Below are 26432 nucleotides of genomic sequence, written 5' to 3'. Positions count from 1 at the left end.
TCCTTTTCTTAGACTTTCAGTTTAAAAATAGCATAGACAAAAAGACTTGTAAACATATTTATTTAAACCTTTTAATACTTTTATAAAATAAATAGTGAAAGTAACATGATTCCGGTGTAAAACCATCTTATTTCGTGAATTAGTTTCATTAATTTTTAAATTAAATTAGATTAAATGCAAAAAAAGGAAAAAATCCCCCTTATTTTTATCATTCTACAAAACAAGGAAGGATGCTTTATTTATATGCTATATTAGTTTATAATTTCATAAAACAGTATTCATTTATGACCATTTGGAAGAAGGTATTGATAAAATGATCTATATTAAAGATTTAATGAGTGGTCTTGAAATATTCAAGGCGCTTAGTTCTGAAATCAGAATCCTCATACTCGAACTTTTAGCTACCAATCAAGCACTGAATCTGAATGAAATTGCCAAGAAGCTGAACCTCAGCAATGGCGCAATCACGATGCATATTAAAAAGCTAGAAGAAAGCGGTCTCATCGAGATAAACACATCTGTGGGTAAACACGGTATTCAGAAGGTCTGCTATTTAAATAAGGATAAGCTTATTGTTGATCTTCGCAGCAAGGATGTTGATAATCTCTACGAAGTAGAAATCCAAGTAGGACATTATAGCAACTATCAGGCTGTTCCGACCTGCGGTCTTGCTACCAAAGACAGCATTATCGGCGACTTCGACGAACCCCGTTATTTCGCTGATCCTCAGCGGATTGAATCCGAGATCATTTGGATGGCTGAAGGCTTTCTCGAATATAGAATTCCGAACTATCTTAAAGCTAATCAAACGTTCCGCGAAATCCAATTCTCGATGGAGATTGGCTCTGAGGCCCCTGGATCTAACGATAACTATCCCTCCGATCTTTATTTCTACTTAAATGGAATTGAAATCGGCTACTGGACTAGTCCTGGAGATTTCGGAGACACCCGTGGAACGTTTAATCCAGACTGGTGGCCTCCACATTTAAACCAATATGGTATGCTCAAACTGATCCGTATTAATAATGAAGGTAGCTTTATTGACGGTTGCCGGATTTCTGACGTGACCCTGGATGATATTCAGCTTGATTACAAGAGCGAGCTTACTTTCCGGATAGCCGTAACGGACAAGCCTGTAAACAAACGCGGGCTCACCATTTACGGCAAACATTTCGGCAACTATAGCCAGGACTTACTGGCGCGTGTACTATATGATGTTCATGAAGTAGAAATTGGCGCTTCTCGTACTGCCGTTACCTTATCAGAGTAAAATATTCCCTAAACAAAAAGACCTTAGAACCAGCAATAACTGGTCTAAGGTCTTCTTTTACTTTGTATATTTTTTTGAGTTTGACTCATAATAACCCTGTCTCCCAAACCACCGAGAAGGAGTGTTTCGAATGCGTGAAGGTCTAATTCCCGCTGTTCTTGGAACCGTCGTAACCGCTTCTAGCGCCGCTTTTCTTGGAAGCAAGTATAAGATGGCAGCAACAGGCGTACTTGGATTTGGTCTGGCTCATGTCGTATTGGGTGCCATTGATCTGTTTGAGCATCGGTAAGGATTGGAAGATGCCGGGTGGCATAAACACTGCCCGGTTTTTTTGATATACATATTTTGCGCAATTAGAGCTACTTCTTCATACACGAATCATGAATCATGAATCCAACATTCCATGAAGCATACGGACTCAGATGACGTTATCTGCTTATTTTTAGCCCCTCGTTTTCAATAGCAGGAACCACACCGAACTCAAAAAAGAAGGGCTGTCCCATCAGCTATTTTCATAGCTTTTGGGACAGCCCCTCTTAGTGTTGAATATTTATTTTATAGCAATATAAAATAAACGTTCCGCATCATCATCCGCCTCTATCCACTCGAAATCGGCGTAGGTCTTCACATCACTAAATCCAGCCTTAAGCAGTTCATCCTTCATCCACTGGGGATCGTAGGCACGCTGAATATGCGTCTCTTCGAAACGGCGATATACATCACTCCGTCCCTCTTCGCGAGCGAAAATGGACAGATGATGTTCTATTTCGCGGCGTGGAACATCCATCTCACAAGTCCAAATATAAGACACCGATGGTTCGTCCAGAATAAAGGGCTGCTCTTCTTCATAACGGATCAGTGTGTTTGGGTGATGCACATCGAACAGAAAGGTGCCACCTTGCTTTAGTCCTGCAAAGGTACTAGCAAAGACAGCTCTGATATCGTCTTCTTCCAGCACATAATTCAGACAATCACAGAAAGAAATCACAGAATCCACAAGCTCTGGAAGCTCCCATTCCTTCATGTTTTGTCTAATCCAACGAACACTACCTTCACGCAAGAAACGCCGTCCCTGGGGATGCTCTTCCATTTTGCGCTGTGCCACTGAGAGCATATCTGAAGATAGATCGATTCCGGTCATATGATACCCTGAACCCGCCAAAGGAATAGTGATACTCCCGGTGCCGCAGCCAAGCTCAGCCACGGTTACAGGCTTACCGTATTTGCTCCATGCGGTTTCAGCAAAGGAGATCCAATCAGGATACGGCATATCTGCCATGAGCTCATCGTATACATAAGCAAATTTCCCATAGGAAGACACTAGTACACCGCTTTCTATTACAACATTTAATATGATTCTATTATTGACCCATCGAGCATAAACGCTCTAGGCGTCCCCACAAGATCTCTTATGTTTTAAATTATTCGGTTGTTTCTTCATTTCCCTCGGTTGAACCTTCCTCTTCCTTAGGAGCAAGATACGTCCAATTCTCTTTTTGGGTAATATGGCCTTCCTTCATCAGCTTTCCAAGCGCACGCTTAAAGGCTGATTTACTAATTCCGAAACGCTGCTTGATAATATCCGGTGGTGTAGCATCCGAATAAGGCATCGCTCCACCCGGACGGGCATGCAAGAATTCCAAAATCGTGGCAGAGTCTACATCCATGCCTACTTCTTTACGGAGACCCATAGAAAGGTTAACACGACCATCCTCGCGAATATGGGAGACACGTGCTTCGAACTGCTCTCCAAGACGTAGTAGACGACTCCGTTCAGAGGAATGGACCATACCGATAATACCAAAGCCTAAAACCCCAGCATCTACAAGAACAAAAGTCCCCATTTGCAGCGGTTTGTACACCCGGGCTGTCACAGTCTGTCCCATCCAGGATTCAGGCGCAGGAAGAGCTAGCGGAGCTAGTTCCTGTTCTCCAGCTAATTTAGCACGAAGACGCCCCTGTTTATCATGCTCCATAATCGCATACACATAGTCGCCGATCTGAGGGCGCAGCTCTGGAAGCTCTGGAAGCTCACGAATAGGCAGCAGCAGCTGCCGTCCGAGACCCATTTCCAAGAAGCAACCTAGACGCGGATGGATATCAGCCACTTCCAATAAGGCCATTTCGCCCAATGTCAGAAACGGTTTCTTCATCGTTGCCGCTAGACGGTCCTCGGTATCGAAGAAGATAAAGACTTCTACTTTATCGCCTGTCTTAACCTTCTCGGTAAGCTCAGTATAATGCAGCATAACATCCTGATCTCCTGCATTCAGGAAAAATCCGTATGGGGATACCTCTCTTACTACATTAAGTGTAACTGTAGTTCCTGCAATCAGGCTCATACAGTCTCCACTACCTTCGCATCCGACCACAGACGCTCAATATTGTAGTATTCACGTTCATCGCGGTGGAAAATATGAACAATAACATCTCCAAGATCCATCAGCACCCAGCGTGCTGAATCCATTCCTTCGATCCCCTTAATTACTCCGCCTGCTTCATGGACCACTTTGCGGACTTCGGTGGCGATGGACTGAACTTGGGTATCCGAATTACCGTGACATACAACAAAGTAATCACTAATCGGTGAAACAGTACGCAGATCTAATGCCACTACGTTCATTGCTTTTTTATCTTCCACAGCCTTAAGGGCCAGTTCTAACAGCTTGCTTGGTTGTACACTCATATTTTATCCTCCAATATTCTAACTAAATCATTACGCGCCAGTACCGTTAACGGAAAGATCACTCGGCGTTTTTCCAGTAGCAAACTAATCGTAGAATCAAATCCAGCGACTAGTCCTTCTTCCAAACTTACTTTAGCCAGCTTACGTATCTTATCAACGCCTGGAAAATCTCGGCCAGGCTCGATATAGTCGGCGAGACAGACAATTTTCTCAAGTAAACTCATGTCTTCACGACCTGAGGTGTGAAAACGGATCGCATTAAGAATATCCGGATCTGTGATCCCATAATCTTGCTCTGCTACAAAGGCACCTACTTCCGAATGCCACAGCTGCTTGTCATGCTTCAGAAGATTCAAGTTCAGATGATTCTGCTCGATAATCTCCTTCATTCTCTCCACAGGCCAATACTTGGCCACATCATGCAGAATTGCCGCTGTCTCCGCACGCTCAGGATCAGCGCCATATTGCTCCGCTAGTTGAATGGATGACTCCATGACGCCCAGTGTATGCTTCCAGCGCTTAGCAGGCATTTGTGTCGAGACCGCCTCAATCAGAGCTTCGCGGCTGTATGCCATACAATCCACTCCTTTGAACATAATCGAACACTGCCTCAGGTACCATATAACGAATGGATTTTCCAGTTGCAGCCCGTTCTCTCAACATCGTTGACGAAATATCAACCAGAGGCATATCTGCTAGTAGTACCTTTTCTGCTATATAAGTTGGCAATGCGTCTAGATCAAGAGGTGTTCCCGGACGACCTACGCCGATAAATGTAAGCCGCTGCACAAGCTCTTCAATCTCGTTCCATTTCGGTAAATACTGGACCATATCCGCTCCAATGATGAAATAAAGATCGAAATGCGGATACGCCTCTTGCAGCCGTCTTATGGTCTCATACGTATAAGAAACGCCACCTCTGACAACTTCCCAATCTAATGTGCGAAAAGCTTCATGATTGTGTATCGCTTCCTGCACCATTGCCAGCCGATCTGCTCCAGATACCCCTGCCTCATGTTTATGAGGCGGAATATGTGAAGGCATAAACCATACTTCTTGAAGTCCATAAGTTTCTCTAGCTGCTTCCGCTGCCATCATATGACCAATATGAAGAGGATCAAAGGTACCTCCCATAATTCCAACTTTCAAGAGGACGACCTCCTCGGTAGTATGCTTTCAGGTATTAGCGTGGCAGCTCAATAGTTTTGTTATCACGCGATTCCTTGTAAAGGACAATGGTCTTTCCGATCACTTGTACAAGCTCAGAACCCGATTGTTCGGCCAATGCAGCACCGATTTCCTTGGGATTCTCAATATTGTTGCTCAATATACTAATCTTCATAAGCTCACGCTTCTCAATAGCTTCTTCAATGTGACGTACGAGGTGATCGTTTACTCCACCTTTGCCCACTTGAAAAATAGGATCGAGGTGATGCGCCAATGAACGAAGATACCGTGTTTGTTTACCAGTTAACATAAATGAATAACTCCTTAATTAACATATATTATTACCCTAAATTGATGAATCCATTTCTTACTCTTTTCCACCCAGACAATGGAGTATGGTCTGTCGCATGATTTCCGTAGGAGCAGGCTGCCCTGTCCAATATTCCAGTGCATAGGCTCCCTGATAGACAAACATCCCGAGGCCTCCATGAATCGTACAGCCTCGTTCAAGTCCTTCTAACAATAGACGCGTGCGCAGTGGATTATAAATCAGATCACTTACGACCATCCCTGCACGAAGCAGTTCAGGATCTATAGGTGTCTCATCCATATGAGGATACATTCCTACGGAGGTTGTATTGATCAGTACATCAACGCCATCTAGCATTTCCGCTACTTCGTTCATGCTAATCCCGACCACATTCCCTTTGCTCTGGCACTCTGCAGCCAAGTCCTGTGCCTTATCAACACTGCGATTAGCGATAAGGATAGAAGAAGGCTTCTCCTGAAGCAGTGCGGCAACAATTCCTCTTGCTGCTCCACCGGCTCCAATCACCATAATCTTCGTACCTGACAAATCAGAAATAGCTTCCGCTTTAAGCGAACGTACATAACCGATTCCATCCGTATTATATCCGGTGAGTATCCCGTTATTATTAACAATCGTATTGACTGCACCAACGGCTACCGCACTTTCATCTAATAGATCCACATAAGCCATCACCGCAACCTTATGCGGAATCGTCACATTTACGCCACGGAATCCAAGCGTGCGAATCGCTTGCACCGCATCCTCCAGATTCTCTGGAAGGATATGAAGCGGCACGTAAGCACCCGGAATTCCCAGTGCTTGCAGTGCTGCTTCATGCATAATAGGAGATTTGGATTGTATAATAGGATCTCCCATTACGCCCAGTAAAATATTCCCGGTATTGTAGCCCTCGGTTGCAGTTATCAAAGACACTGTAATAGCCTCCCGTTAGATCATCGAAGGGCGGGTAAGCACCTTCACACCACGCGGAACGTGGATAGCCACGACTGCGCCTTCTGTCCCGTTGACCTTAATCCAGCCCAAACCTGAAATATATAGATCGCTCCGACTGCCTTTATTAATTCGGAACTCATGCCGTTGCCATGGTGGCAGCTTGTCCATCCGGTCACTTCCTGGAGGAGACAACATTTCACCACGATGGTCCGCATAAAGGGAATCTGCACGTTCCAGTTTGGTGCGATGGATTTTTAAAGTACCACTAATAAAGCAAGTGAACGATTGATGCGGACCTTGCACGAAATCAAAACGTCCCAGTCCACCGAAGAATAGCGTCTGTCCTTCATTCAACTGGTAGACAGCAGGCTTCAACGGATTGGCCGGCATAACTGCATCCAGATCCTGACGCTCAACTAGTTCACTATAACGCCATGGATACACGATCCCTGGCGTATCTATAATATAGTGGCCATCATCTAGTGGGATTTTGACCGTATCCAGTGTTGTACCAGGGTAACGCGAGGTGGTTAACTCCTGCTCCAAATCACTATAGTCCGAAATCAAACGGTTGATAAGCGTGGATTTCCCTACATTCGTAGCACCCACTACATAAACATCACGCCCACCACGCAGTTCTGTTACAGCTTCCAGTAAACGGTCAAAGCCTTGATTACGTTTCGCACTACAAAGTACGATTTCAGCTGTCCGCAATCCTTCTTCTTTACAGCGTTGTTGCATCCAGTTACGCAGTTTATTCCAGTTCGTAACCTTAGGCAGCAGATCACATTTATTCACTGCAAGAATAACTGGGTTATTACCGACAAACCGCTGAAGGCCGGAAATCAAACTGCCTTCAAAATCGAAAATGTCAACAATATGAATAACAAGTGCATTCTTCTCCCCTACTCCACTCAGCAAGCGAAGAAATTCATCCTGGTTCACAGAAACAGATGAAGCCTCGTTATAATTCTTAATCCGGAAACAGCGTTGGCAAATCACAGGGTCCCGATCTAGTGCGACTTCCGGAAGGTATCCTGGTTGATCCTTATGCTCCGTCTGAAGCTTGATACCACAGCCGCTACACTTCTCAGTACGCTGTGTTTCACTTTGTTCGTTCATTACTATTTTTCCTCCTCGTGCCACAATCCTTTTTTACGAAGCCGTGTCAGAGCAACTCGCTCTACCCGACGATTAAATCTTGTGCCGAACCCTTCATCCTTAACGGAGATTGGCAGCACCAATACGGTATACAGGCCAAGCCGATTGCCGCCGTATACATCTGTAAGCATTTGGTCTCCCACCACAATCGTCTGCTCCGGTGGCAACTCCATCTGCTTCATCGCTTTGAGAAAAGGAGCATTACTCGGTTTACGAGCCTGATGCACAAATTCAATATTAAGCGGTGTAGCAAAGCGTGACACCCGTTCCATGTTGTTATTGGATACGATGATGAGCTTAAAGCCCACTTCCTTCACCTTCTCAAACCATAACAACAGCTCCGGAGTAGCCACAGGCGCTTTGGCACCGACCAGTGTGTTATCCAGATCCGTAATGATTCCACGGTATCCCTGTCGATACAGCTCTTCTAGAGAAATATCGAATACCGTATTCACCCGGAGTTTGGGAACTAACATTTCAAACAATACGTTCACCTCGATTTCATACAAAAAACTATAACATACTCCATGCGCTACGCAAATAAATCTATAGCAATGATTTACTGCATAAAGGCTATTTCTTGGATCTTATCGTTCTCCGCAGCCGCAAAGCTTCAGTATACACGCTCTGCCAGTCTTTGTCTTCAATAACATCAGGGCTATACTTCGCTTGTTCAAACATCGTTAGCAGTGAAGAAAGATGATTGGCCACAGCAGGTCGTTCCTGACTCCAGCGGACTACGGCTTCACGCAATGTTTCATGCTCTTCCTTCATCATTCCCTTACGATGCAAATACCTTACCCAACGCTCAGTTTCAGCCACAACTTTCTGATCAGGCGTTAAAGGTCGGCCCATTCGCATCTGTTGAACGAAGAAGCGAAGCTTAAAGCGAATATGCCAAACTTTAAAAATAGTCCAGGATAATAATACAACCACTGCCGCCAAAATTACCCATAAACCCACATGGAAGCCTTGATCTGCTTGTGCATTAGTCACAGGTGCAGGTGTTGGTTCTGCCATTTCATCTTGATCTTCCGGGTCTGTCTCCGGTATTTGCTCATTCTTAGTCAGGAGAGGAACATTAAACCCCGGTGTAGCTTCAACAGGAATCCAACCATACTCACCAAAATAGACTTCAGCCCAGGAATGGGCATCTGCATTGGTAATCGTGTAATTATTATTTGCCGCACCCACCTGCTGCGCCAGATTCATAGGCATTTCTGGCTGTTCTCCAGGTGCATAACCCTTAACCCATCTTGCAGGGATGTTTAGGGAACGTGCCATAGTGACTAGTGCCGTAGAATAATAATCACAGTAACCTTCCTTCAACTCGAACAAAAATCCATCTACAAAATCCTCACTTGAAACACGTGTTATATCCGGCTTGTTGGTATATGGAAAGGTTTGTTGTAAGTATTGTTGCAAAAGTGCTGTTTTTTCATACGGTGTTCTTCCTTGGGCTGTAATTTCCTCGGCCAGATCTTTAACCCGTTGAGGGAAGTCATCAGGCAGCTGAAGGAAGCTTTCCTCCAGATCATTACCTTTGTATAGCTCCTCATAGGTCTTTGCTGTCAATTCCTGAACAGGAATGACGGGAACTTCAGAAGTCAGCTCGAAGGTCGAGGGATAGTCTAGTTTCTTCTTATCCATATCCCATAGAAGCTCACTATCACGATCTCTCCAGAAAAGACCCTTCCCGGCTGCCTCACCATTCAATGAATCCACCGAAGTTACAGAATAAGCACCGAATAACACCGGAAATTCATTATTGTTAAGCACTTTAACCGTCTGTTTCAATGTGCGGGTAGTGACCTTAGAAGCCACACTTCGCTCCAAGGATTTCCCCGTCTCCACCTCTTCTATTGGTCCTCGCTTCAATCGATCCTTATCCGACCATCCACTTCCAGAATAGACTCTGCGTGTTTCTCCTCGCATATAAACACGTAAATCTGAAACTACTGTCATCACCGGGGTATAATCGAAGTTAAAGCCCCCGCCCAGGTTGTCATCATTCAGACTATAGCCAGACGAAGTATTGTTAACCGAGGAACCTGAGCCCGTATTGGAATTTGTTGTTCCAGTTGTGCTCTTACCAGAAGACTTTCCAATTCCATTCCACTCTTGCCACGCCGTATAAGGATCCGTCAAAGTAGGCCTTACATCCGGCATATTCACACCGATTAAAATAACCAGAGAGAAGACGATTGCGATATTCATGACTATTTTCGAGGGATATTCCAGCAAATGTACCCATCCACGCGGATAATGTAGCTGAAAACTTCTCAGGTGCTGGCTGACAAGCCAGCCCATACCCGCAAATACTGTCCAAGCCACTTCCTGCCACAATACAATAGATGTAAAGGAATCAAGCGCAGCCAGCGCTACAATGTTCATTCCTATAAACCATAAGATACGCTTCTTAGAGGATACCCACCAAGACGATAGCAACAGCAAAGCAGAGGCACCAAGAGCAAACCAGATATACGGCACCATATACACACTAATATCCTGGAGCTTATCAAGAAGGCTTGTGGCCCATGGATCAGGAACATAAATTCCATAATTAGTAATGTTGCGATAAACGATATAGATAATAGCTACTGCTTCTATAATCAGTCTGAATTGGACTTTAACAGGGATAAAAATCTCAATGACAGTGATCGTTAATAGGGCAGCCCATACAGAAGCAGTGGTTTGATTTAGCCAGATGGGTTCCGTATAAGAAATCCACTGCTGTGCAATAATCAATAGCCATAATAGGCCGACGGAACGGTGCCAGGAGAATTTTATCTGATTCCACCAGGTTCTCATATCAACCTTCCCCTCCTAACACTGAGGGAAGCTCTTGAAGCGAGCTAATACCATAACCGGTTATTCCACGAGATCTAAGGACGTCTATCCAATCGTTACCTCTATTTACCTCTGCCAAATTTCGCACATGAATGTGAGAAGCAGTCATTCCTCTGCTGTCAGCCCAACGTAGTGCATCAAGTACAGGCTGTCCACGCTGTGGACTAATTAACACGAAGTAAGAGCCTTTAGGAAACATACGGTATCCTTTTTCCAATCGGGAGATAAGCGGACCGCGTCCCTCAGCGTTTAGATCGATTAAATATTGAATCATCTTCTGACGCTCAGCAGCACCTTCAACTGGTGCGAACACCTTCGTCGTCTTATCCAAACAACACAGTCCAATTCCAATTCTCTCCCGAATGCCGAAGCCGAGTAGTGATGCCGTCACCGAAACTGCTAGTTCGAATTGATTCGTATTCATATAAGCTGATGTGCTTCCATCAAGGACTAGAATGGTTTTGGGAATCGACTCATGCTCAAACTCTTTGGATTTCCAAGAGCCTGTCTTAGCAGTAGCGTTCCAGTGAATTCGCGTCAAGCGATCACCATATACATAGTCACGGACGCCATTAATCTGTGTGGTTTCACGCCGAGATTGAACAACGGATGTCTGCGGTCCAGATAGCCGAGATTTTCTCTCATATAACTGCCAGCGCGGAACGTAGATCGCACGAGGCAAAACCTGAAATTGTCCTTCCGATAAAAATGTTCCCTTATGCTCGACAAGCCCAAATATATCTTGGCTGATAATATCCGTATTAGCGAATGTGTATGTTCCACGCTCTAAGGCTGGTGTCTGAAACTTCAGTTCCCCAATGCCTCTGAGGCTTGGAATCACACTTTCTTCAAATACCCACGATTCTCCATTATGCCGCTTAAGAACTTCCCTTACAACAACGTAAGGCAAGGGCAAAATCCCGGGGATTGTAACCTTTAGTTTTACACGAAGATGCCCTCCGGCAGAGAGCAAATCTCCCTTGTCTTGTTCAGAATAAAGACTGCGAGTGCCCTTAGCTCGCCGAACGCCTCCTAAACCTCCAGCAATCAAATATGCAATAAGTACAGAGACCATGATAAACAACATAAATGCTGTTTTCCCGCCCTGAAAAAGTACATATAAGAGTGTAATACTCCAAATTACAAGGATGCTTGCAAGCTTAGAGGGCTGAATGATGGCTGCAACCGACGACAAATAACGTCTCATATCATTGCCTCATCGTAACAGGCACATGAATGCTCTGCAGAAGCTTTTGAAGCAAAGATTCTACGCTAATATTATCTAGGCGCGACTCTGGACGCAGCAATATTCGATGACCCAAGGCAAATGGAGTAAGGATCTTCACGTCATCAGGCAGAACGTAATCTCGTCCTTGCAAAAAGGCATAAGCTTTACAAGCCATCATAAAGGATAGTGAGGCACGTGGACTTGCACCCAGCATTACAAGTGGATGTTCTCTTGTCTGCCGCACAATATCTAACAAGTAATTCAGCACAGGATCACTCATGAAGATGTCACGAATTTCTTCCTGAATCCCTGCAATTTGTTCCATGCTTGTTACTGGCGAAAGCCTGTCCACCGGTTGGCCTTCCTGATGGCTCAGCAATAAATTTTTCTCCGTCGCTGCATCAGGATATCCAAGGCTAATTCTTAGCATGAATCGATCTAATTGGGCTTCAGGCAGTGTAAAGGTTCCCTCAAAGTCTATCGGATTCTGGGTAGCGCATAACATGAAAGGATGAGGAAGTGGATACGTCTCTCCATCTACGGTAACGTTTCGTTCCTCCATCACTTCCAGAAGTGCGGATTGTGTCTTCGTAGTAGCACGGTTAATTTCATCGGCTAGCAAAATATTCGTCATCACCGGACCAGGCCGGAAATGAAACATCTCATCCCTAGGATGATAAACAGATACACCTGTAATATCACTCGGAAGTATATCTGGATTACACTGAATTCGGCGATATTCACCGGACATTGATCTTGAAAGTGCGCGTATTAGCTGGGTTTTTCCTGTTCCCGGTACATCCTCGATCAATACATGACCACCAGCAAGCAGAGCGGTTAACAATAATTGTATTTCAAATGATTTTCCAAGTATGCAGGATTCCAAATTAGTGCGTACAGCATTCATAGTGTGCATCGATTCTTGACGTACGGGCATATATGATCCTCCTAGTCAGAATAAACAGTATTATTTATATTTTACATGATTAGGGGACCCAAAGTACATTGTTGAAGATCACGAAGTGAGGATACAAAAAAAACCATAAGATGAAACATCCTACAATTTTAAAATAACAAAAAAAGGATGCCGTCTTTTTCTGACGACAACCTTTTCATGTAGCATCGACTTTACCCCTTCGGCCGTACAACTAAAGCTGCCAAAAAGGAGAACACAATAGCTGACGAGATGCCCGCACTTGTAATATCAAAGATACCCGTAACTACACCGATCCAGCCATCCCGCTCCAGCTCCGTTAATGCCCCATGAACCAATGAGTTCCCAAAGCTTGTGATCGGAATGGTTGCCCCAGCACCCGCAAATTTCACAAGTGGGTCGTAGATACCAAAAGCATCAGCAATCGCTCCGGCTACAACTAAGGTACTCATCGTATGTGCAGGTGTCAGCTTCAATACATCGAACATCAGCTGTCCTATAACGCAAATGGCTCCTCCAATCAGAAAAGCCCATAAGTAAATCATCATTATGCTTGACCTCCGCTCTCTATGGCTACGGCATGAGCAACACATGGAATACTCTCTCCCTGCTGATAAGACAAAGGTGATAAAAGTGCGCCCGTTGCCACTATAAGAACCCGTTTAAGTTCACCTTTTTTTAACCGCTTAAGGATATGACCATAGGTTACAACCGCTGAGCACCCGCAGCCGCTTCCTCCAGCGATCACATATTTCTGTTTCTCCAAGTCGTAGATAAGCAAACCACAATCGTCAAAGGTTGTTTGCTCCATAGGAATTCCTTCTTTAGCCAATAGGGTCTTGGCTATAGGTAACCCTACGGATGCCAGGTCGCCGGTAACAATTAAATCATAGTGCCCGGGCGATAGACCTGTATCCCGAAAATGCGCAGTGATTGTATCCGCGGCCGCGGGTGCCATAGCCGTCCCCATATTAAAAGGATCTGTCAAACCAAGATCCATAATACGTCCAAGCGTGGCAGACACCACGACTGGATAGTTACCCGAACCGTCATTCTGACCCACTACAGCACAACCCGAACCTGTAACTGTATATTGCGCCGTTGGGGGTTTCTGCGAACCATATTCCGTTGGATAACGAAACTGCTTCTCCACCGTACAGTTATGACTTGATGTTCCCGCTAGCGCATACTTACCGCCTCCAGAATCAACGATCATTGAGGCAATCGCAAGGCTCTCCATAGAAGTAGAGCAAGCACCAAAGACTCCGAGATAAGGCACACCTAATTTTCTTGCCGCGAAAGAGCTGCTGATAATCTGGTTCATCAAATCTCCGCCAACAAAAAACTCCAGCTTTTGTTTATCGATATTCGCATTAATCAGAGCCAGATGGCAAGCCTTCTCGAACAGAGCGCGCTCGGCCTTCTCCCATGTCTTCTCATCCATTTCCAGCGTATCAAAAATAAAATCAAAATCAGAAGCTAAAGGACCTTCTCCCTCCTCCGGTCCAACTACTGCGGAAGAGCCTAAAATAATGGGGCGGTTCGTGAACTCCCATGTCTGACTACCAAGCTGTTTCATGTATGGTGTGCACCTCCTGTGCCCAAAAAGATATAGACGATACCAATTATGAAAGCAGCGACGGCACCAAATACGATGACCGAACCCGCAAGCTTAAACATATTGCCGCCTACACCAAGTACAAGACCCTCAGCGCGGTGCTCCAGAGCTGCAGAGCACATACTGTTTGCGAACCCCGTCACTGGAACTGCGGTTCCTGCACCAGCCCATTGCGCCATTTTGTCGTATACGCCAAAGCTGGTCAGAATTACAGAGAGTAGGATCATCACCGCGACTGTGGGACTGGCAGCTTCTTTGGAGGTCATATCGAAGATTGCCATAAAAGCCTCCTGAATCCCTTGTCCAATAACGCAGATTATGCCGCCAGCAATAAACGCTCGTATGCAGTTTTTGAATACGGGCCTAGCAGGAACAAAAGGCTTGGACAATTTCTCATAATCTTGTGGAGTCAGGGTGTCAAGCTTCAGCTTGACACCCGATTTCTTAGTTTTCGCCGGCATTGAGGCACCTCCTGAAAGTTAGGCGAAGGGGGCTGACAAGCATCATAGTACTCACTTTTAAGCCCCTTAAGTTGTTCTTCGCTTAGAAGTTTTCCTTATTGTTTGCCATCCTCCGCTTCGTTATGTCCCTCCAGTTCAGGAAAAATACAGTAACACAACAATCAGCAATAAAAAGAGCACAAAAATAAGTACTGCTTCTCTTTCCCTTGGATTGTGGCGCCAGTATCGTCTGCGCGTTCCGTTTCCTTGTAGGCTCCTACTTGATAATCCTCCCTGCACCCTTCTTGGGGGTACGCTACCCGCTACCCTCATTCATCTTCGCATCCTTTCTAAGGCTCCTGCCACCAAAGCCTCTAATGCATAGTATTCGTGGAGCTCGTGCCCGGTGTTCATTGTCTCTTGTCATGGACAAGTGAGCTCAGAATGTTCATACTAGGTTGCAGGAAGAAATAACGATGTGGTCCATTATGGATAACATCCGTTTCTCGTAGAAATATAAGAATGATGTATAAATGAGTTCTTATATTTTAATAAAGGAGTGAATTCATATGAATCAAGAAACATTGGACATGTTCAAAACACTTACCGAATTTCCCTCAGCCCCAGGATTTGAGCGCGAACTCCGCGCTTACGTCAAGGATGCTATGACTCCTTATACTGAAGAGTTCGTACAGGATCGTCTCGGTAGTTTGTTCGGCGTACTCCGCGGCGAAGAGAACGGGCCAAAGATTATGGTCGCTGGGCATTTTGACGAAGTAGGTTTCATGGTAACTGGAATTACTAACACCGGTATGATCCGTTTTCAACCACTTGGCGGCTGGCTTGCCTCTGCTGTTGCATCCCAGCGCCTACATATCATTACACCTAAAGGAACACTGACCGGAGTTGTTGGCAGTACGCCTATCCATTTGCTAAGCAACGAAGAACGTGGTAAGACTGGCGAAATCAGCAAAATGTATATTGATATCGGTGCAGACAGCCGTGAAGAAGCAGAAAGCTTTGGCGTTAGACCAGGCCAACAAGTTCTGCCGATTTGTCCTTTTACTCCCCTTGCTAATCCCAAAAAAATCTTGGCGAAAGCTTGGGACAACCGTTACGGCGTAGGTCTTGCCATTGAACTAGTTAAAGCATTGCACGGTAAAAAGCTGCCGAATACCGTTTTCGCTGGTGCCACTGTACAAGAGGAAGTAGGTCTTCGGGGTGCGCGTACTGCGGCTAATCTCCTGTCACCTGACATCTTCTTCGGTCTGGACGCGAGCGCTGCTGCCGATATGACTGGTGACAGTCAGGCATTTGGCCATCTGGGCAAAGGAGCTCTCTTACGTATTTTTGATCCTACGATGGTTACACATCGCGGTCTGATTGAATATGTACAAGATACAGCGGATACCCACCGGATCAAATATCAGTATTTTGTATCCCAAGGCGGAACAGATGCAGGTCAGGTTCATGTTAGTGGAATTGGCGTTCCTTCCGCAGTAATCGGAATATGCTCCCGCTACATACACACCGCTTCATCAGTGATTCACAGTGATGACTACGATGCTGCTAAAGAGCTTCTGATCAAGCTGGTAGAAGGCCTTGACCGGACTACACTACAGACAATTATTGAGAACAGCTAATCGCACAAGGAATGACAGAAGAAGCCCTCAAACACTTTTACAGTGATTGAGGGCTTCTCTTTATGTGAATAGAACTAATTTAAATCATATCTAGCGGTACTTTCCAAGAAGGTATTGGGAAAGCTTCGTCCAGCTTCCAAATTTCATCGTCACTTAGCGTAATCAAGCCTGCAGCAGCATTCTCAATGACGTGCTTACGAGAAGAAGCTTTTGGGATAGAAATAACATCCTCTTCACGCATCGTCCAAGCTAACATAATCTGAAGCGGTGTTGCCTGATGTGCACTGGCGATTTCCTGAACGACTTCACTCTCGATTACTCCTTTTCGGAGTGAACCAGCTTGAGCAAGCGGTGAGTAAGCCATTACCGGGATCTTGTGACTTCTCTGCCATGGCAGCAGTTCAGTTTCAATTCCTCTGGACCCTAAATGATATAGAATCTGATTGGTTGCACAATGAGTTCCTCCAGCAATACCAAGCAGTTCTTTCATATCGTCGACATCGAAATTGGATACACCCCATCTTGCTATTTTTCCTTGTGAGACTAGTTTCTCCATACCGACAACAGTCTCTTCTAGTGGAATATCTCCCCGCCAATGCAGCAAATAAAGATCCAGATGATCCGTATTCAAGCGTTTCAAGCTTTCTTCACAGCTGCGGATAAGTTGCTCATTCCCGGCATTATGTGGATAGACTTTTGACACCAGGTAAACTTGATCCCGAATGCCTTGGATAGCCTCACCTACTAAAAGCTCCGAGCGTCCGTCCCCATACATCTCAGCCGTATCTATTAAATCCATGCCTAGCTCCACGCCTAATCGCAGGGCAGCAATCTCTTCCTCCCTACGGGAATTGTCGTCACCCATATTCCAAGTTCCCTGCCCAATTCTGGGAAGTGACGTTCCATCTGGAAGCAGCATGCGGTTAGATTGGTTCATTCTTGCGATTTCAGCCAAATGTTCGATTGAATCCTTAGTCATATTAAAAATCCCCTTATTGAAGTATTGTATACTTACTTTATACGACCTATAAGAACCTTTCTAAACATCTGAATCGTGTCCAATTTATAACTAATCTCTCTTTTGAAGAGAAAAAGTAAAGAATGAATACCTAACTAAGCTATCAGCTTTAGTCCCACAGCGGCCCCCAGAATCATAATAATACAGACGATCCGGCGCCAGTCTTTGGCCTCTCCATACAATATCATCCCCAGAATCGCTCCGCCGGATGCACCGATCCCCGTCCATACCGCATAAGCTGTTCCCATCGGCAGACTCTTCATAGCTAAAGACAGAAACAGAAAGCTTGCTCCAAAACCAAGAAAGAGCAGCGCGAACGACAGGAAATTCCGGTGTTTATTCAACCTATTAATCATAGCTACTCCAAACATTTCAAATAAACCAGCAACGACCAGAAATACCCATGCCATTTAAGACTCCCCCTTTACTTCGGCTTCTTTGGTCACCATTTTCAATCCTATAACGCCTGCCAGCAAAATAACCACTAGAACCAGCTTCATCAACTTGAACGGTTCTCCGAATAAAACCATGTCCGCAACTACTGTCCCTGCAGTTCCTAGACCAACAAACACGGAATATACCGTGCCGACCGGCAATTTGGTACTCGCTGAAATCATCACATAGAAGCTTATTATTATAGCTACCACAGTTATCAGCCACTCCCACATCGTGGAAGCATGTTTTAAGCCGATGACCCACATGACCTCGAAAACAGCTGCACCAACTACCTTTAACCACTCTGAATTGTTCTTCATTCCAAGCCCTCCTTCAATTCACTAACTTTATAATTGCCCACGAAACAAACAAATAAGCCCGGAAGGTCATCGTCATTTATAACGATACCTCCCGGGCTTTTATCCCTCCGTGTAGACACGAACGATGCTGTTCGTGCGTTTCCCCTCGGACCAGACCAGCTGTGCACCAGCTGCGGAACCCTAGAAAACAATAACTATTAAGTTACATCGTATGGTAGCAAATCGGGGTGATAAAATCAACCTTTTCTAAATAAAAGTTTGACAACAATTCTGAAATAGGCGTGAACCAGTTGATCCACAATCCCCCTGCATCTTACTAAGCGTTTGTAAGTTTAAGGATCTTCATCAATTGGAACAATAGCATTGCACTCTCTTGGCGCTCAGTTTTTTTACCCAACTGGAATTGGAACGGACCGTCCGTCGGCAGAATTCCATTATCCAAGGCAATAACATAATAAGGTTTTACCCAATCCGGCAACTTAATAGGAAGTGCTGTCGAAGAGGTTTTATTAACATTTGTGTTCATTTCGCCATATTTCAAGGCGTTGACAAGCATAACAATCATCTCTTGATGCGTAATTTCTTGATTCGGGCGGAATGTTCCATCTGTAAAACCGTTTATCAGACCAGCATCGATGGCAGCATTGACCTGCGATACATACCAAGCACCTTCCTTAACATCCTTAAAACTTCTAGAAGCCTCCAGCTTCGGTAAAATACCTAAAGCACGATTTAGCATGGTGGCAAACTCAGCACGCGTGACAACAGATTCCGCCTTAAAACTTCCATCAGAATAGCCATTGATCACGCTTCGGTTCGCTAAGGCTAAGATACTGTTTTTAAACGGATTGCTGTTATTCAGATCATTAAATTGTGTATGGTTTTGAACTACAGTATATACAGAGTTCCCTTTACGTTTCATTGTGACCTGCAAAACTCCATCCTTCCATTCCCAGATGGTCGGAACCGGAACGTAAGTCCGTGTGACCGAATCATAGGTCAGGCCAGTATAAACAGCGTTAGCATCTTGGGCTACGTTAAAATTCATCACATGACCGACATAACTTGAGAAATTGGAAAGAATACGATCCTGGCCACTTCCAATCAATTTAACTTCATACTCCACAGGTCCTCCCAGCGTAACACTGGCAGAGCCACTCAGTTGAGTAGTCAATTTGGCCTTGTAGTCACTTGCTGCTTGCGCAATCGTAATGATAACACTCTGCCCCGAACCACTGTTCCCGGAAACTGCCAAGAACAAGGAATTTACAGGGAGCTGAATCTTGCCCGATGATGATTCCAGAATAAGTACAGCATCCTTAGAGTTATTATTAATACTTGTTAATAAACTTAAATCTATCTGAAATTGACTGCTTTGAGTTGGCGTTTTTTCATCAGCCTTGATAATGATTACTGGATTTTTCTTGAATTCAGGATCATTTATTGTCTTTGAAATAAACGCTGTTGCCACTTCTGTCATAGATGACTTGGTTCCATCTGTGTTTTCTTTGATTGTGGTTACTACCTTGGCACTGTCAGTAGGGACAGCACCCGTGCTGCCACCGCCACCAGTTCCGCCACCACCAGCTCCACCGCCGCCAGTTCCACCACCACCAGTTCCACCGCCGCCAGTACCACCGCCGCCGGTTCCATTGCCGCCGCTATCATTTGTAATAGGAGGTACAACGACTAAAGTCCCCATACTTTCAATTTTCTTGGCTGATTGCCGGGTTATAAGGAGTTTCTCCCCCGGATTTCCAACGTTACTTATAGTAATCGTAATTGCGGTTTTGTTTGGATCAACGATCCCGTAACCAAGTAAACGGGTTAGTCGCTCATTGTAAACACGAACGATATCTCCGGCGACCAGGTTATTCACAACGATATTATCCGCTTGCACCTGGTATTTGTGTATAGTAATGGACGATACCAAGATATCTGGTGTGACTTTATCTTCAAGAATTGATCTGCTATAGAATGGTGATATGAAATCATCATTTTCCATGAAAATACCGATTGCTAAAGCTTCCACCGGCACATTTCTTTCAGAAATAGTAAGGGAGTAACTCTTTTGCCCACCATTTACTACTGCGATGGCATCTCCAAGCTCACCTTCTTCATTGATAAAGTATAAGGAATAGCGGACACCTGGTAATTCAGCGATTCCAGATTTCCATGTCACTGTACCCGAAAATTTATTGATGTCCGGATTCGTATCTGTGACTGAAAAGTCCACAGGCAGATAACTCGGCGCATCATAGATTGGAGCCGTTGTATGAACATCAAGTGTTCTTTCACTTCCATAATCTACAAAACGAACAACCGGGTATACCCCAATACTTACCGCTCCTGCGGGCAGAGTCGAATGGGATATTTCATAAACAAGGAGTGAATCTGTCGATAATTCTGTCTTCTTATAGATACCAATCTGCTTAAGTTTATTTCCATTCTGATCAAGATAATAGGCTGTATAATTCGTAATACCATCTTGGTTAGCAGGAGGTTCAAAAGATAAATAACCGTCAATCGCGCCAAGTGTCAAGTTTTCGTCCACGAAGATGGCATTAGAAGGCTGACGCCCCTCATTCATTATCGCCTGCATCTCTTGAAGATTATTGAATTTATATAACCTACCTGCATCGGATACAAAAATAGTATGATCCGCATCAACATATGTGTGCTGGTTGAACATTAACAAATCATACAGTTTGGTAAAGCTGTCTCTGTCGTAGACGGCGCTGTTACTGAATACGAGGCTGCCGCGCGCGTAGATAATTTGCTCCGCATAGGTCCCGTACAGGGTAGACGTTTGATTCGCATCCATTCTACGGTTCCCAAAGTACAGACTACCTTCATCGAGAAAGAGCTTTGCATCATAAGAACCACTTTGTCCGTCTTTTCTCTCTATCACATCAAAATTATCAGAGTTGTATTTATAGAGAGAGAAGGTATCTCCACCATACAAAATATGTTGATCCGGGAGAAGCAAATAGGTGCTGGAGCGATTGATCCCAGTTTCCTTTTCATATACCGTATCTGTAACCGAGGTATAGACTGCCGAGGTTACACTGATACCGCCCCCAAATGTCCCGCCGTAATATAAAATTCGATTATTGTTATCAGGATAGACATCAAGCGGATAGTGCTTAGTGGTAATTTTGCTGACAGCAGCATCTGATGGAATACCATTTTGCAGATCCATAATATTGATATTGTTTTCACCTTTAAAGAGGATATAGAGCTTATTATTAAGTATTTTGATCTTACTCGGGTTGGAACCAATGAACATCTTCTTTACATCTCTCATATCTGCCTTACTGATAGTGACAAGCTCATTAGTGCTTGCCATAATAGCATAGATATAAGGAGAATTATCCGTAGTAGTCCAATCCGTAATCGCTTGATTGCTTCGAATGGAATAAGCATCTGTCGTTAACAGCGAAGTGGGTCTAGACGGGATGGTAAGTCCAATTCGGGTAATACTTTTGGCATTATCGAACCAGTTCGATTCACCTGCCAGATAAGCTTGACCGTTCGAGTCGAGCAAAGCAAATCTTTTGTCGGAAGGGAATAACGCCAATGGAGTATAAGTCTCCTTATCGTATACCCCTTGCGTAGTAAGAACATATGTATCTGATACATCCAATATAACAGCTTCGAGATAGGTGTAATCGCCATTCGTTCTCGAGTAGGTACCCGTGGTCTCTATCAAATTCCTTTTATTGAACTGATGCCCACCAAAATATACGGATTGATCATCCACAAAAATATGCTGAAGCGATATGGAATTTCCTCCAATCTCCATATCGTCGTCAATATCCTGGCTCAGCACGGCACCGGTCTTAATATCTACAGCCGTTATTCCGGCATACGAGGATATTTCACCGACAAACAGCATATTGGAGGACTCATCAACTGCCAGAGCCACACCGTTATATAAAAAGTTTCGGAATAATAGACTGTTCGACTGATTGGACTTGTCATATTTATAAACCCCATTACTAGTACCATAGAAAAGAAATTTGGAAGTAGCAGCGACTGAGTTGGGGATTCCAGTTGTGATTATCGTGTTCGAGATTTGTTGAGTGGACAAGTCTACTGTCTTGATCATCGTCGCTCCGGAAAGCGCGATCTGCAGAGATTGCCCATCCCTTGCAAGATAAGACGGGTTCGAGCCCACATTGAGCGTCTTCTCAATCTTAAGATCACTAAGCCGAATAAAATAAAGATTATTCTCCGCGCTGGAGATGGCATAAATATAGCCCGCTTCTTCATCCATTACCCAGTCTGTCAAATTAGCCGGAAGCGAAAGTTCTAAAGGCACCGCTGAGGAATCCGCACTCGCTGTGGGAACTCCAACCCCCAGTGAGTTAATCAGTAAAATAAATAATAACACTAGAATAAAATAATTCTTCCCCTTTTTCATGTTCGCGCTCCTTGTATTTTTTTGTAATTCTAGCAATTTTGATCATACTATAGAATACCAATATTTTCTACTTGGATTTAAAGCTACTGCCCTCTCGACACAACGCTACACATAGGCAGCACAATTCGTGTTCCAAGGATTGAACTACAAAGAAACCAAGTTTCTGTTCAAAACAGCTAGCCGCTTATATTCTTTTTCACAATCCATTTATTCAATATTATGGTACAATTTAAGTGAATACAGCTTATAATGAACAACTAGGAGGGCGATCTAATGGTCTTTGGGATACTGTTTATTGGAGTCGTTGTATTTATAATCATACAGTCCATAGTTAGTAATGGTTCAAACTCGAACAGTAACAGATTTGAGAGAAATAGACGAGATGACGCCGCCAGCATGTCTTTTATGGCAGCTAGCCATCCAGATCTGCTGGATCCAAATAACCCGAATCATTCTAATCACCAACATCACCATCAACATCACGGGAGCGACTCCCATCACCATTCTGGACATGACAGCGGTCATAGCTGGGGCGGGGATAGCGGGCACAGCAGCGGGGGAGATTTCGGTGGCGGAGATGCTGGTGGCGGTGGCGGATGTGATTAGAGCGTTACTCTATAACAAAAGGAAAAGGGCATCCCTGATATTGCTTCAGGAATGCCCTTTTTATGTTTATTACTTTTTTAAAACACCAATAATCTTTGCTTGCGTGTGACTTAAAAAATTCTCAGCACCGTGCGGGTGTAGTGGTTCACTCCAAACAAATCCGTCTCCTTCGTATCTAGGGATGAGGTGCATATGGTAATGGGTCAGGTCGTTAAACTTCCCGCCATTTTGGCATATGCTTATGCCATCTGGTTTGAATAGATCCTTCAAGACGATTGACAGCTTCTTTGATGCGTCCATTATCGCATAGGAAGTCTCTGAATCGATTTCTTCGAGATCCCAATAATGCTTTTTAGGAAGGATCAGGAGATGTCCTTCGTTAAACGGAGCGATATCTAGCACACAAGTAATAAATTCATTCTCATATACTACTTTTACGTTAGGCTCAATTCCGTTAGCAATCCGACACCCCAAACACTCCATATAGCACACTCCATCCCATAATCAAAGGTCATCTCTATTATTGATTAAATTGAAACCGGCTGAGAAGCACCTCACCGTTAAAAACTACATAAACATCGCTAGTACCCGTCTCCACGGATACTTCGCCTTTCAATGTGCTCCACTGTTGCAGAACTCCACCAGAAGGGACGGTCACGGTTCCAACCAGTTTCCCAGCTGCGCTTCCGGTTCTGATCTCAATGCTGCCACCTTTTGCAGAGGAGACCTGAGCTTCAATTGCTACTGCTCCATGATCGAACAATACGTCATTAAAAGCGATCCAAGCGCCCTCTTTTACCGGATGTACCGAAGCCCCGCCTGCTTTGCATTCGTCCAGATATACGCCTTCGTAGTCATCATAGTTCTCTGCTTTGGTGTTGTTATATAAATTACGGGAAGGAATGATGTCCCCTTTCACCGTTACTACTGAAGATAATTTAATATCAGCAGAAGAACAGCCGATCAAAATTGCGTATTCTCCATTTTCGACGCAATATTGTTCGCGTGTAACATCCCAGAATGCTAACTCTGTAACTGGTAATGCAAACTCTATAGTATTCGATTGACCTGCGGCGGTGCTCACTTTTTCAAAACCCTTCAGCTGCTTAATCGGACGTTTGACCCGGGAATTCAAAGCTTGCACATATAACTGAACAACCTCGTCCCCATCGACTGCACCAGTATTATCCACTTGAACGGCAATGTTAAGCGTATCGTCTTGCTGCAGTTCCTTTGTACTCAAATTTAGATTCTTGTAATTCACTTCAGCATAACTTAGGCCGTGACCAAAAGGATACAATGGCTTACCGTCAAAGTACATATAGGTTCTTTTACCTTTGATAATATCATAATCCATCAGCTCAGGCAGCTGCTCCACAGAACGGAACCAAGTCATATTCAGCTTACCAGAAGGACTGTAATCTCCGAACAACACTTCTGCAACCGCATTACCAAGCTCTTGTCCACTGTGGGATGTATACAATACTGCCGGGATATTCTCGTCAATCCAAGTGGAAGAAATCGGATAACTGCCGACAATAACTACCACTGTATTTGGATTCGCTTCATAGACTGCTTTGACCAGGCGCTCCTGCTCTTCCGGAAGTATAATATCAGGTCTGTCGATTTCTTCTTTTCCATTAAGGAGTGGATGATTACCGACAAAAACCACTGCTACTTCAGCTGCTTTGGCAGCTTCTACCGCAGCGTCCAGTCCGTTTGTAACGATGTTCTTTTTGAAAAGACGAGCGTCCGCACTTGCGACCTGATCAGCAACCTGCAGCGTGCCATCCTCAGCATTCACAGAGATCAATTTGTCATTCCAAGTCCGCAAAGAGACTTTACCCTCAGCTTCCGGGACGATGTTCAAGGATTCTTTTACAAACCAGCCGTAGATTTCATCAGCAGATGCTGTAAGTGTCTCCGCTTCGCTTAAAGTTACATACTGTCCACGACTTGTCGCCTTCAGAGTATTGCTAGTCCAGCCCCAAGCGGTATGTTGGAACAATTCTCCGTGCTCTGCTATGTCATGTTGTACAGCCAGCCTTCCGTCCTCACCCGTGATTCCGATGGCTTGGCCGTTTGCAGCTGAGGTAAGAATGATTTGATCTGCGCCGCTCTCAAAAGTAACTTGTTTACCAGGCAGTTTCTTACTAACACCTTGCAGTGGAGTCACTCCATAAGGTAATGTGCCGGAATACCAGTCTCTGAAAGCTTCATCGCCAAGTGGACCAATAATCGCCACTTTGTTTAATTCAGTCTTGCTCAGTGGCAATGTTGCCTGATCATTCTTCAGCAGCACAATGGATTGTTTGGCAGCTTCCAAGGAAAGTGCGGCATGTTTTTTACTAAGAATTACGGAATCGTCGATTGCTGTGTATGGATTACCTTCAGCGGGATCAAACTCTCCCAGACGGAAACGAACTCTAAATGTGTTAGTTAGTGCACGATCCAGATCTTCCTCTGCCAGTAGGCCTTGGTCTAGTGCTTCATGAAGAACCTTGATCGTCTCTTCAGTTTCTTCTGTTACGCTGTCAATACCGTTTTTGATAGATTCCGCCATCGACTGTGCAAAAGATTCATAATACTTATGATCTTTCACAATCCCGAATAAATCACCAGCATCACTGACGACAAAACCGTCCATGTCCCATTCGCCTTTGACAACATCCATCACTGCCGGATGAAGAATAACAGGCACGCCATTCACCGAGTTATAGGCGGTCATCATAGACTGCGCGCCACCTTCTTGAAAAGCAGGCTTGAATGCTTCCAGATAATACTCACGCATATTTCTCGGATCGATGCTGGCGGAACAATTTCCGCGTTCGATTTCGTTGTTGTTCCCTAGGAAGTGTTTAAGCGTTGCGACCGCTTTCAAATAAACCGGGTGATCGCCTTGGATTCCTTGCACAAGTGATGTGCTGAGTTGTCCAGTTAACTCTGGATCTTCACCGTAGGCTTCTTCCGTTCTACCCCAACGTGGGTCACGCTCCATATCCACCGTTGGTGCCCATAACGTCAGGCCATTCACCGTTGGATTCTTTTTGTAAAATGCTCTTGCTTCATCTCCAATAGCCGAGCCGATTTCCTTCATTAGCTCTGGATTCCAAGTACAAGCCAGTCCGCTTGGTTGAGGAAAAGAGGTCGCTTTTCCAAGCCAGGAGATTCCGTGCGCCGCTTCTGTACCATGCTTATAGGCTCCAACGCCCAAACGCTCTATGGCCGCTTGATACTGGGGGATCAGGCTTACTTTTTCATCAAGCGTTAATCTGGAGATCAAATCCTGCACTCGGTCTTTTAAGGGTAAATCAATCTGTTGAAATGGATATTTAGATGTCACTGTTTCCATCATAATCGCTCCTT

At 44.6% G+C, this 26432-nt stretch carries 25 protein-coding genes and 1 riboswitch; of the genes, 4 read left to right on the top strand and 21 right to left on the bottom strand.

Annotation, left to right across the window (positions count from 1 at the left end):
• Positions 1-313 precede the first annotated feature (313 nt).
• Entirely contained in the window at positions 314-1270 is a 957-nt protein-coding gene (locus tag H70737_RS07310) for an ArsR/SmtB family transcription factor (protein WP_042131966.1), read from the top strand.
• A gap of 130 nt (positions 1271-1400) precedes the next feature.
• On the top strand, positions 1401-1559 hold the full coding sequence (locus tag H70737_RS07305; protein WP_036675694.1) for a hypothetical protein: 159 nt from the start codon (positions 1401-1403) through the stop codon (positions 1557-1559).
• A gap of 261 nt (positions 1560-1820) precedes the next feature.
• On the opposite strand, the gene H70737_RS07300 is transcribed toward H70737_RS07305, so the two are convergent.
• The 15 genes from H70737_RS07300 to spoVAC form a co-directional block, all read right to left on the bottom strand.
• Positions 1821-2591 carry a class I SAM-dependent DNA methyltransferase gene (locus tag H70737_RS07300; protein WP_042185976.1) on the bottom strand — a complete coding sequence of 257 codons (771 nt, stop codon included), beginning with the start codon at positions 2589-2591 and terminating at the stop codon, positions 1821-1823.
• Positions 2592-2691: 100 nt separating this feature from the next.
• Complete coding sequence (locus H70737_RS07295; protein ID WP_042185974.1) at positions 2692-3612, bottom strand: CvfB family protein; 921 nt, start codon at positions 3610-3612, stop codon at positions 2692-2694.
• Positions 3609-3956 (bottom strand): ribosome silencing factor, encoded by a 348-nt coding sequence (gene rsfS, locus H70737_RS07290; protein WP_042185972.1) that lies wholly within the window; start codon positions 3954-3956, stop codon positions 3609-3611. Before rsfS ends, H70737_RS07295 begins: the two co-directional genes overlap by 4 nt.
• Positions 3953-4531: a bis(5'-nucleosyl)-tetraphosphatase (symmetrical) YqeK gene (gene yqeK / locus H70737_RS07285; RefSeq protein WP_042185970.1), complete on the bottom strand. Its 579-nt coding sequence runs from the start codon at positions 4529-4531 to the stop codon at positions 3953-3955. The genes rsfS and yqeK overlap by 4 nt, the downstream gene beginning before the upstream one ends.
• Entirely contained in the window at positions 4503-5105 is a 603-nt protein-coding gene (locus H70737_RS07280) for a nicotinate-nucleotide adenylyltransferase (protein WP_042185968.1), read from the bottom strand. The genes yqeK and H70737_RS07280 overlap by 29 nt, the downstream gene beginning before the upstream one ends.
• 34 nt (positions 5106-5139) lie before the next feature.
• On the bottom strand, positions 5140-5433 hold the full coding sequence (gene yhbY, locus H70737_RS07275; protein WP_042185967.1) for a ribosome assembly RNA-binding protein YhbY: 294 nt from the start codon (positions 5431-5433) through the stop codon (positions 5140-5142).
• A gap of 57 nt (positions 5434-5490) precedes the next feature.
• The gene (gene aroE, locus H70737_RS07270; RefSeq protein ID WP_269321813.1) at positions 5491-6366 is read right to left on the bottom strand and encodes a shikimate dehydrogenase; all 876 of its coding nucleotides are present in this window, start codon (positions 6364-6366) and stop codon (positions 5491-5493) included.
• 15 nt (positions 6367-6381) lie between these two features.
• Positions 6382-7509: a ribosome biogenesis GTPase YqeH gene (yqeH, locus tag H70737_RS07265; RefSeq protein ID WP_042185965.1), complete on the bottom strand. Its 1128-nt coding sequence runs from the start codon at positions 7507-7509 to the stop codon at positions 6382-6384.
• Positions 7510-7511: 2 nt separating this feature from the next.
• Positions 7512-8033 carry a YqeG family HAD IIIA-type phosphatase gene (locus H70737_RS07260; protein ID WP_042193454.1) on the bottom strand — a complete coding sequence of 174 codons (522 nt, stop codon included), beginning with the start codon at positions 8031-8033 and terminating at the stop codon, positions 7512-7514.
• Between the two features lie 88 nt (positions 8034-8121).
• The gene (locus H70737_RS07255; protein ID WP_042185963.1) at positions 8122-10359 is read right to left on the bottom strand and encodes a DUF4129 domain-containing transglutaminase family protein; all 2238 of its coding nucleotides are present in this window, start codon (positions 10357-10359) and stop codon (positions 8122-8124) included.
• 1 nt (position 10360) lies between these two features.
• The gene (locus H70737_RS07250; protein ID WP_042185961.1) at positions 10361-11605 is read right to left on the bottom strand and encodes a DUF58 domain-containing protein; all 1245 of its coding nucleotides are present in this window, start codon (positions 11603-11605) and stop codon (positions 10361-10363) included.
• Between the two features lies 1 nt (position 11606).
• Positions 11607-12563 carry an AAA family ATPase gene (locus H70737_RS07245; RefSeq protein ID WP_042185959.1) on the bottom strand — a complete coding sequence of 319 codons (957 nt, stop codon included), beginning with the start codon at positions 12561-12563 and terminating at the stop codon, positions 11607-11609.
• Between the two features lie 191 nt (positions 12564-12754).
• Positions 12755-13105 (bottom strand): stage V sporulation protein AE, encoded by a 351-nt coding sequence (gene spoVAE / locus H70737_RS07240; protein ID WP_036675923.1) that lies wholly within the window; start codon positions 13103-13105, stop codon positions 12755-12757.
• Between the two features lie 2 nt (positions 13106-13107).
• On the bottom strand, positions 13108-14139 hold the full coding sequence (gene spoVAD, locus H70737_RS07235; protein WP_042185957.1) for a stage V sporulation protein AD: 1032 nt from the start codon (positions 14137-14139) through the stop codon (positions 13108-13110).
• Positions 14136-14639: a stage V sporulation protein AC gene (gene spoVAC, locus H70737_RS07230; RefSeq protein ID WP_042185955.1), complete on the bottom strand. Its 504-nt coding sequence runs from the start codon at positions 14637-14639 to the stop codon at positions 14136-14138. The genes spoVAD and spoVAC overlap by 4 nt, the downstream gene beginning before the upstream one ends.
• A 548-nt stretch (positions 14640-15187) precedes the next feature.
• Here spoVAC and H70737_RS07225 point away from each other — a divergent pair.
• Positions 15188-16261 (top strand): M42 family metallopeptidase, encoded by a 1074-nt coding sequence (locus tag H70737_RS07225; protein WP_042185952.1) that lies wholly within the window; start codon positions 15188-15190, stop codon positions 16259-16261.
• Positions 16262-16340: 79 nt separating this feature from the next.
• Here H70737_RS07225 and H70737_RS07220 read toward each other — a convergent pair whose 3' ends face one another.
• The 4 genes from H70737_RS07220 to H70737_RS07205 form a co-directional block, all read right to left on the bottom strand.
• A complete protein-coding gene (locus H70737_RS07220) occupies positions 16341-17240 on the bottom strand; it encodes an aldo/keto reductase (protein WP_042185950.1) in 900 nt (299 codons plus the stop codon).
• Positions 17241-17374: 134 nt separating this feature from the next.
• Entirely contained in the window at positions 17375-17689 is a 315-nt protein-coding gene (locus tag H70737_RS07215) for a DMT family transporter (protein ID WP_042125359.1), read from the bottom strand.
• Positions 17690-18034, bottom strand: coding sequence for a DMT family transporter (locus H70737_RS07210; RefSeq protein WP_042125357.1), 345 nt, complete (start codon positions 18032-18034; stop codon positions 17690-17692).
• 86 nt (positions 18035-18120) lie between these two features.
• A riboswitch (guanidine-I (ykkC/yxkD leader) is annotated at positions 18121-18229 on the bottom strand.
• A gap of 121 nt (positions 18230-18350) precedes the next feature.
• Complete coding sequence (locus H70737_RS07205) at positions 18351-22460, bottom strand: S-layer homology domain-containing protein (RefSeq protein ID WP_042185948.1); 4110 nt, start codon at positions 22458-22460, stop codon at positions 18351-18353.
• A gap of 273 nt (positions 22461-22733) precedes the next feature.
• Here H70737_RS07205 and H70737_RS07200 point away from each other — a divergent pair, with 273 nt between their 5' ends.
• Positions 22734-23066 (top strand): hypothetical protein, encoded by a 333-nt coding sequence (locus H70737_RS07200; protein WP_042185947.1) that lies wholly within the window; start codon positions 22734-22736, stop codon positions 23064-23066.
• Between the two features lie 69 nt (positions 23067-23135).
• On the opposite strand, the gene H70737_RS07195 is transcribed toward H70737_RS07200, so the two are convergent.
• Together H70737_RS07195 and H70737_RS07190 are read right to left on the bottom strand one after the other, a co-directional pair.
• Complete coding sequence (locus H70737_RS07195) at positions 23136-23549, bottom strand: HIT family protein (RefSeq protein ID WP_042185945.1); 414 nt, start codon at positions 23547-23549, stop codon at positions 23136-23138.
• Positions 23550-23586: 37 nt separating this feature from the next.
• The gene (locus tag H70737_RS07190; RefSeq protein ID WP_042185943.1) at positions 23587-26418 is read right to left on the bottom strand and encodes a glycoside hydrolase family 3 protein; all 2832 of its coding nucleotides are present in this window, start codon (positions 26416-26418) and stop codon (positions 23587-23589) included.
• Positions 26419-26432 lie beyond the last annotated feature (14 nt).

The sequence above is a fragment of the Paenibacillus sp. FSL H7-0737 genome (genome assembly GCF_000758545.1).
GTDB lineage: Bacteria > Bacillota > Bacilli > Paenibacillales > Paenibacillaceae > Paenibacillus_AQ.
This window is presented reverse-complemented; position numbering and strand designations above follow the sequence as displayed.

Coding starts and splice junctions, on each gene's coding strand:
- H70737_RS07225 (WP_042185952.1), top strand. CDS start 15,188: ATGAATCAAGAAACATTGGACATGTTCAAAACACTTACCGAATTTCCC.
- yqeH (WP_042185965.1), bottom strand. CDS start 7,509: ATGAACGAACAAAGTGAAACACAGCGTACTGAGAAGTGTAGCGGCTGT.
- H70737_RS07200 (WP_042185947.1), top strand. CDS start 22,734: ATGGTCTTTGGGATACTGTTTATTGGAGTCGTTGTATTTATAATCATA.
- spoVAD (WP_042185957.1), bottom strand. CDS start 14,139: ATGAAACAGCTTGGTAGTCAGACATGGGAGTTCACGAACCGCCCCATT.
- H70737_RS07255 (WP_042185963.1), bottom strand. CDS start 10,359: ATGAGAACCTGGTGGAATCAGATAAAATTCTCCTGGCACCGTTCCGTC.
- rsfS (WP_042185972.1), bottom strand. CDS start 3,956: ATGAGTGTACAACCAAGCAAGCTGTTAGAACTGGCCCTTAAGGCTGTG.
- yqeK (WP_042185970.1), bottom strand. CDS start 4,531: ATGGCATACAGCCGCGAAGCTCTGATTGAGGCGGTCTCGACACAAATG.
- H70737_RS07210 (WP_042125357.1), bottom strand. CDS start 18,034: ATGAAGAACAATTCAGAGTGGTTAAAGGTAGTTGGTGCAGCTGTTTTC.
- H70737_RS07295 (WP_042185974.1), bottom strand. CDS start 3,612: ATGAGCCTGATTGCAGGAACTACAGTTACACTTAATGTAGTAAGAGAG.
- yhbY (WP_042185967.1), bottom strand. CDS start 5,433: ATGTTAACTGGTAAACAAACACGGTATCTTCGTTCATTGGCGCATCAC.
- spoVAE (WP_036675923.1), bottom strand. CDS start 13,105: ATGATTTACTTATGGGCTTTTCTGATTGGAGGAGCCATTTGCGTTATA.
- H70737_RS07195 (WP_042185945.1), bottom strand. CDS start 23,549: ATGGAGTGTTTGGGGTGTCGGATTGCTAACGGAATTGAGCCTAACGTA.
- H70737_RS07190 (WP_042185943.1), bottom strand. CDS start 26,418: ATGGAAACAGTGACATCTAAATATCCATTTCAACAGATTGATTTACCC.
- H70737_RS07205 (WP_042185948.1), bottom strand. CDS start 22,460: ATGAAAAAGGGGAAGAATTATTTTATTCTAGTGTTATTATTTATTTTA.
- H70737_RS07310 (WP_042131966.1), top strand. CDS start 314: ATGATCTATATTAAAGATTTAATGAGTGGTCTTGAAATATTCAAGGCG.
- spoVAC (WP_042185955.1), bottom strand. CDS start 14,639: ATGCCGGCGAAAACTAAGAAATCGGGTGTCAAGCTGAAGCTTGACACC.
- H70737_RS07215 (WP_042125359.1), bottom strand. CDS start 17,689: ATGGCATGGGTATTTCTGGTCGTTGCTGGTTTATTTGAAATGTTTGGA.
- H70737_RS07250 (WP_042185961.1), bottom strand. CDS start 11,605: ATGAGACGTTATTTGTCGTCGGTTGCAGCCATCATTCAGCCCTCTAAG.
- H70737_RS07220 (WP_042185950.1), bottom strand. CDS start 17,240: ATGACTAAGGATTCAATCGAACATTTGGCTGAAATCGCAAGAATGAAC.
- H70737_RS07245 (WP_042185959.1), bottom strand. CDS start 12,563: ATGCCCGTACGTCAAGAATCGATGCACACTATGAATGCTGTACGCACT.
- H70737_RS07305 (WP_036675694.1), top strand. CDS start 1,401: ATGCGTGAAGGTCTAATTCCCGCTGTTCTTGGAACCGTCGTAACCGCT.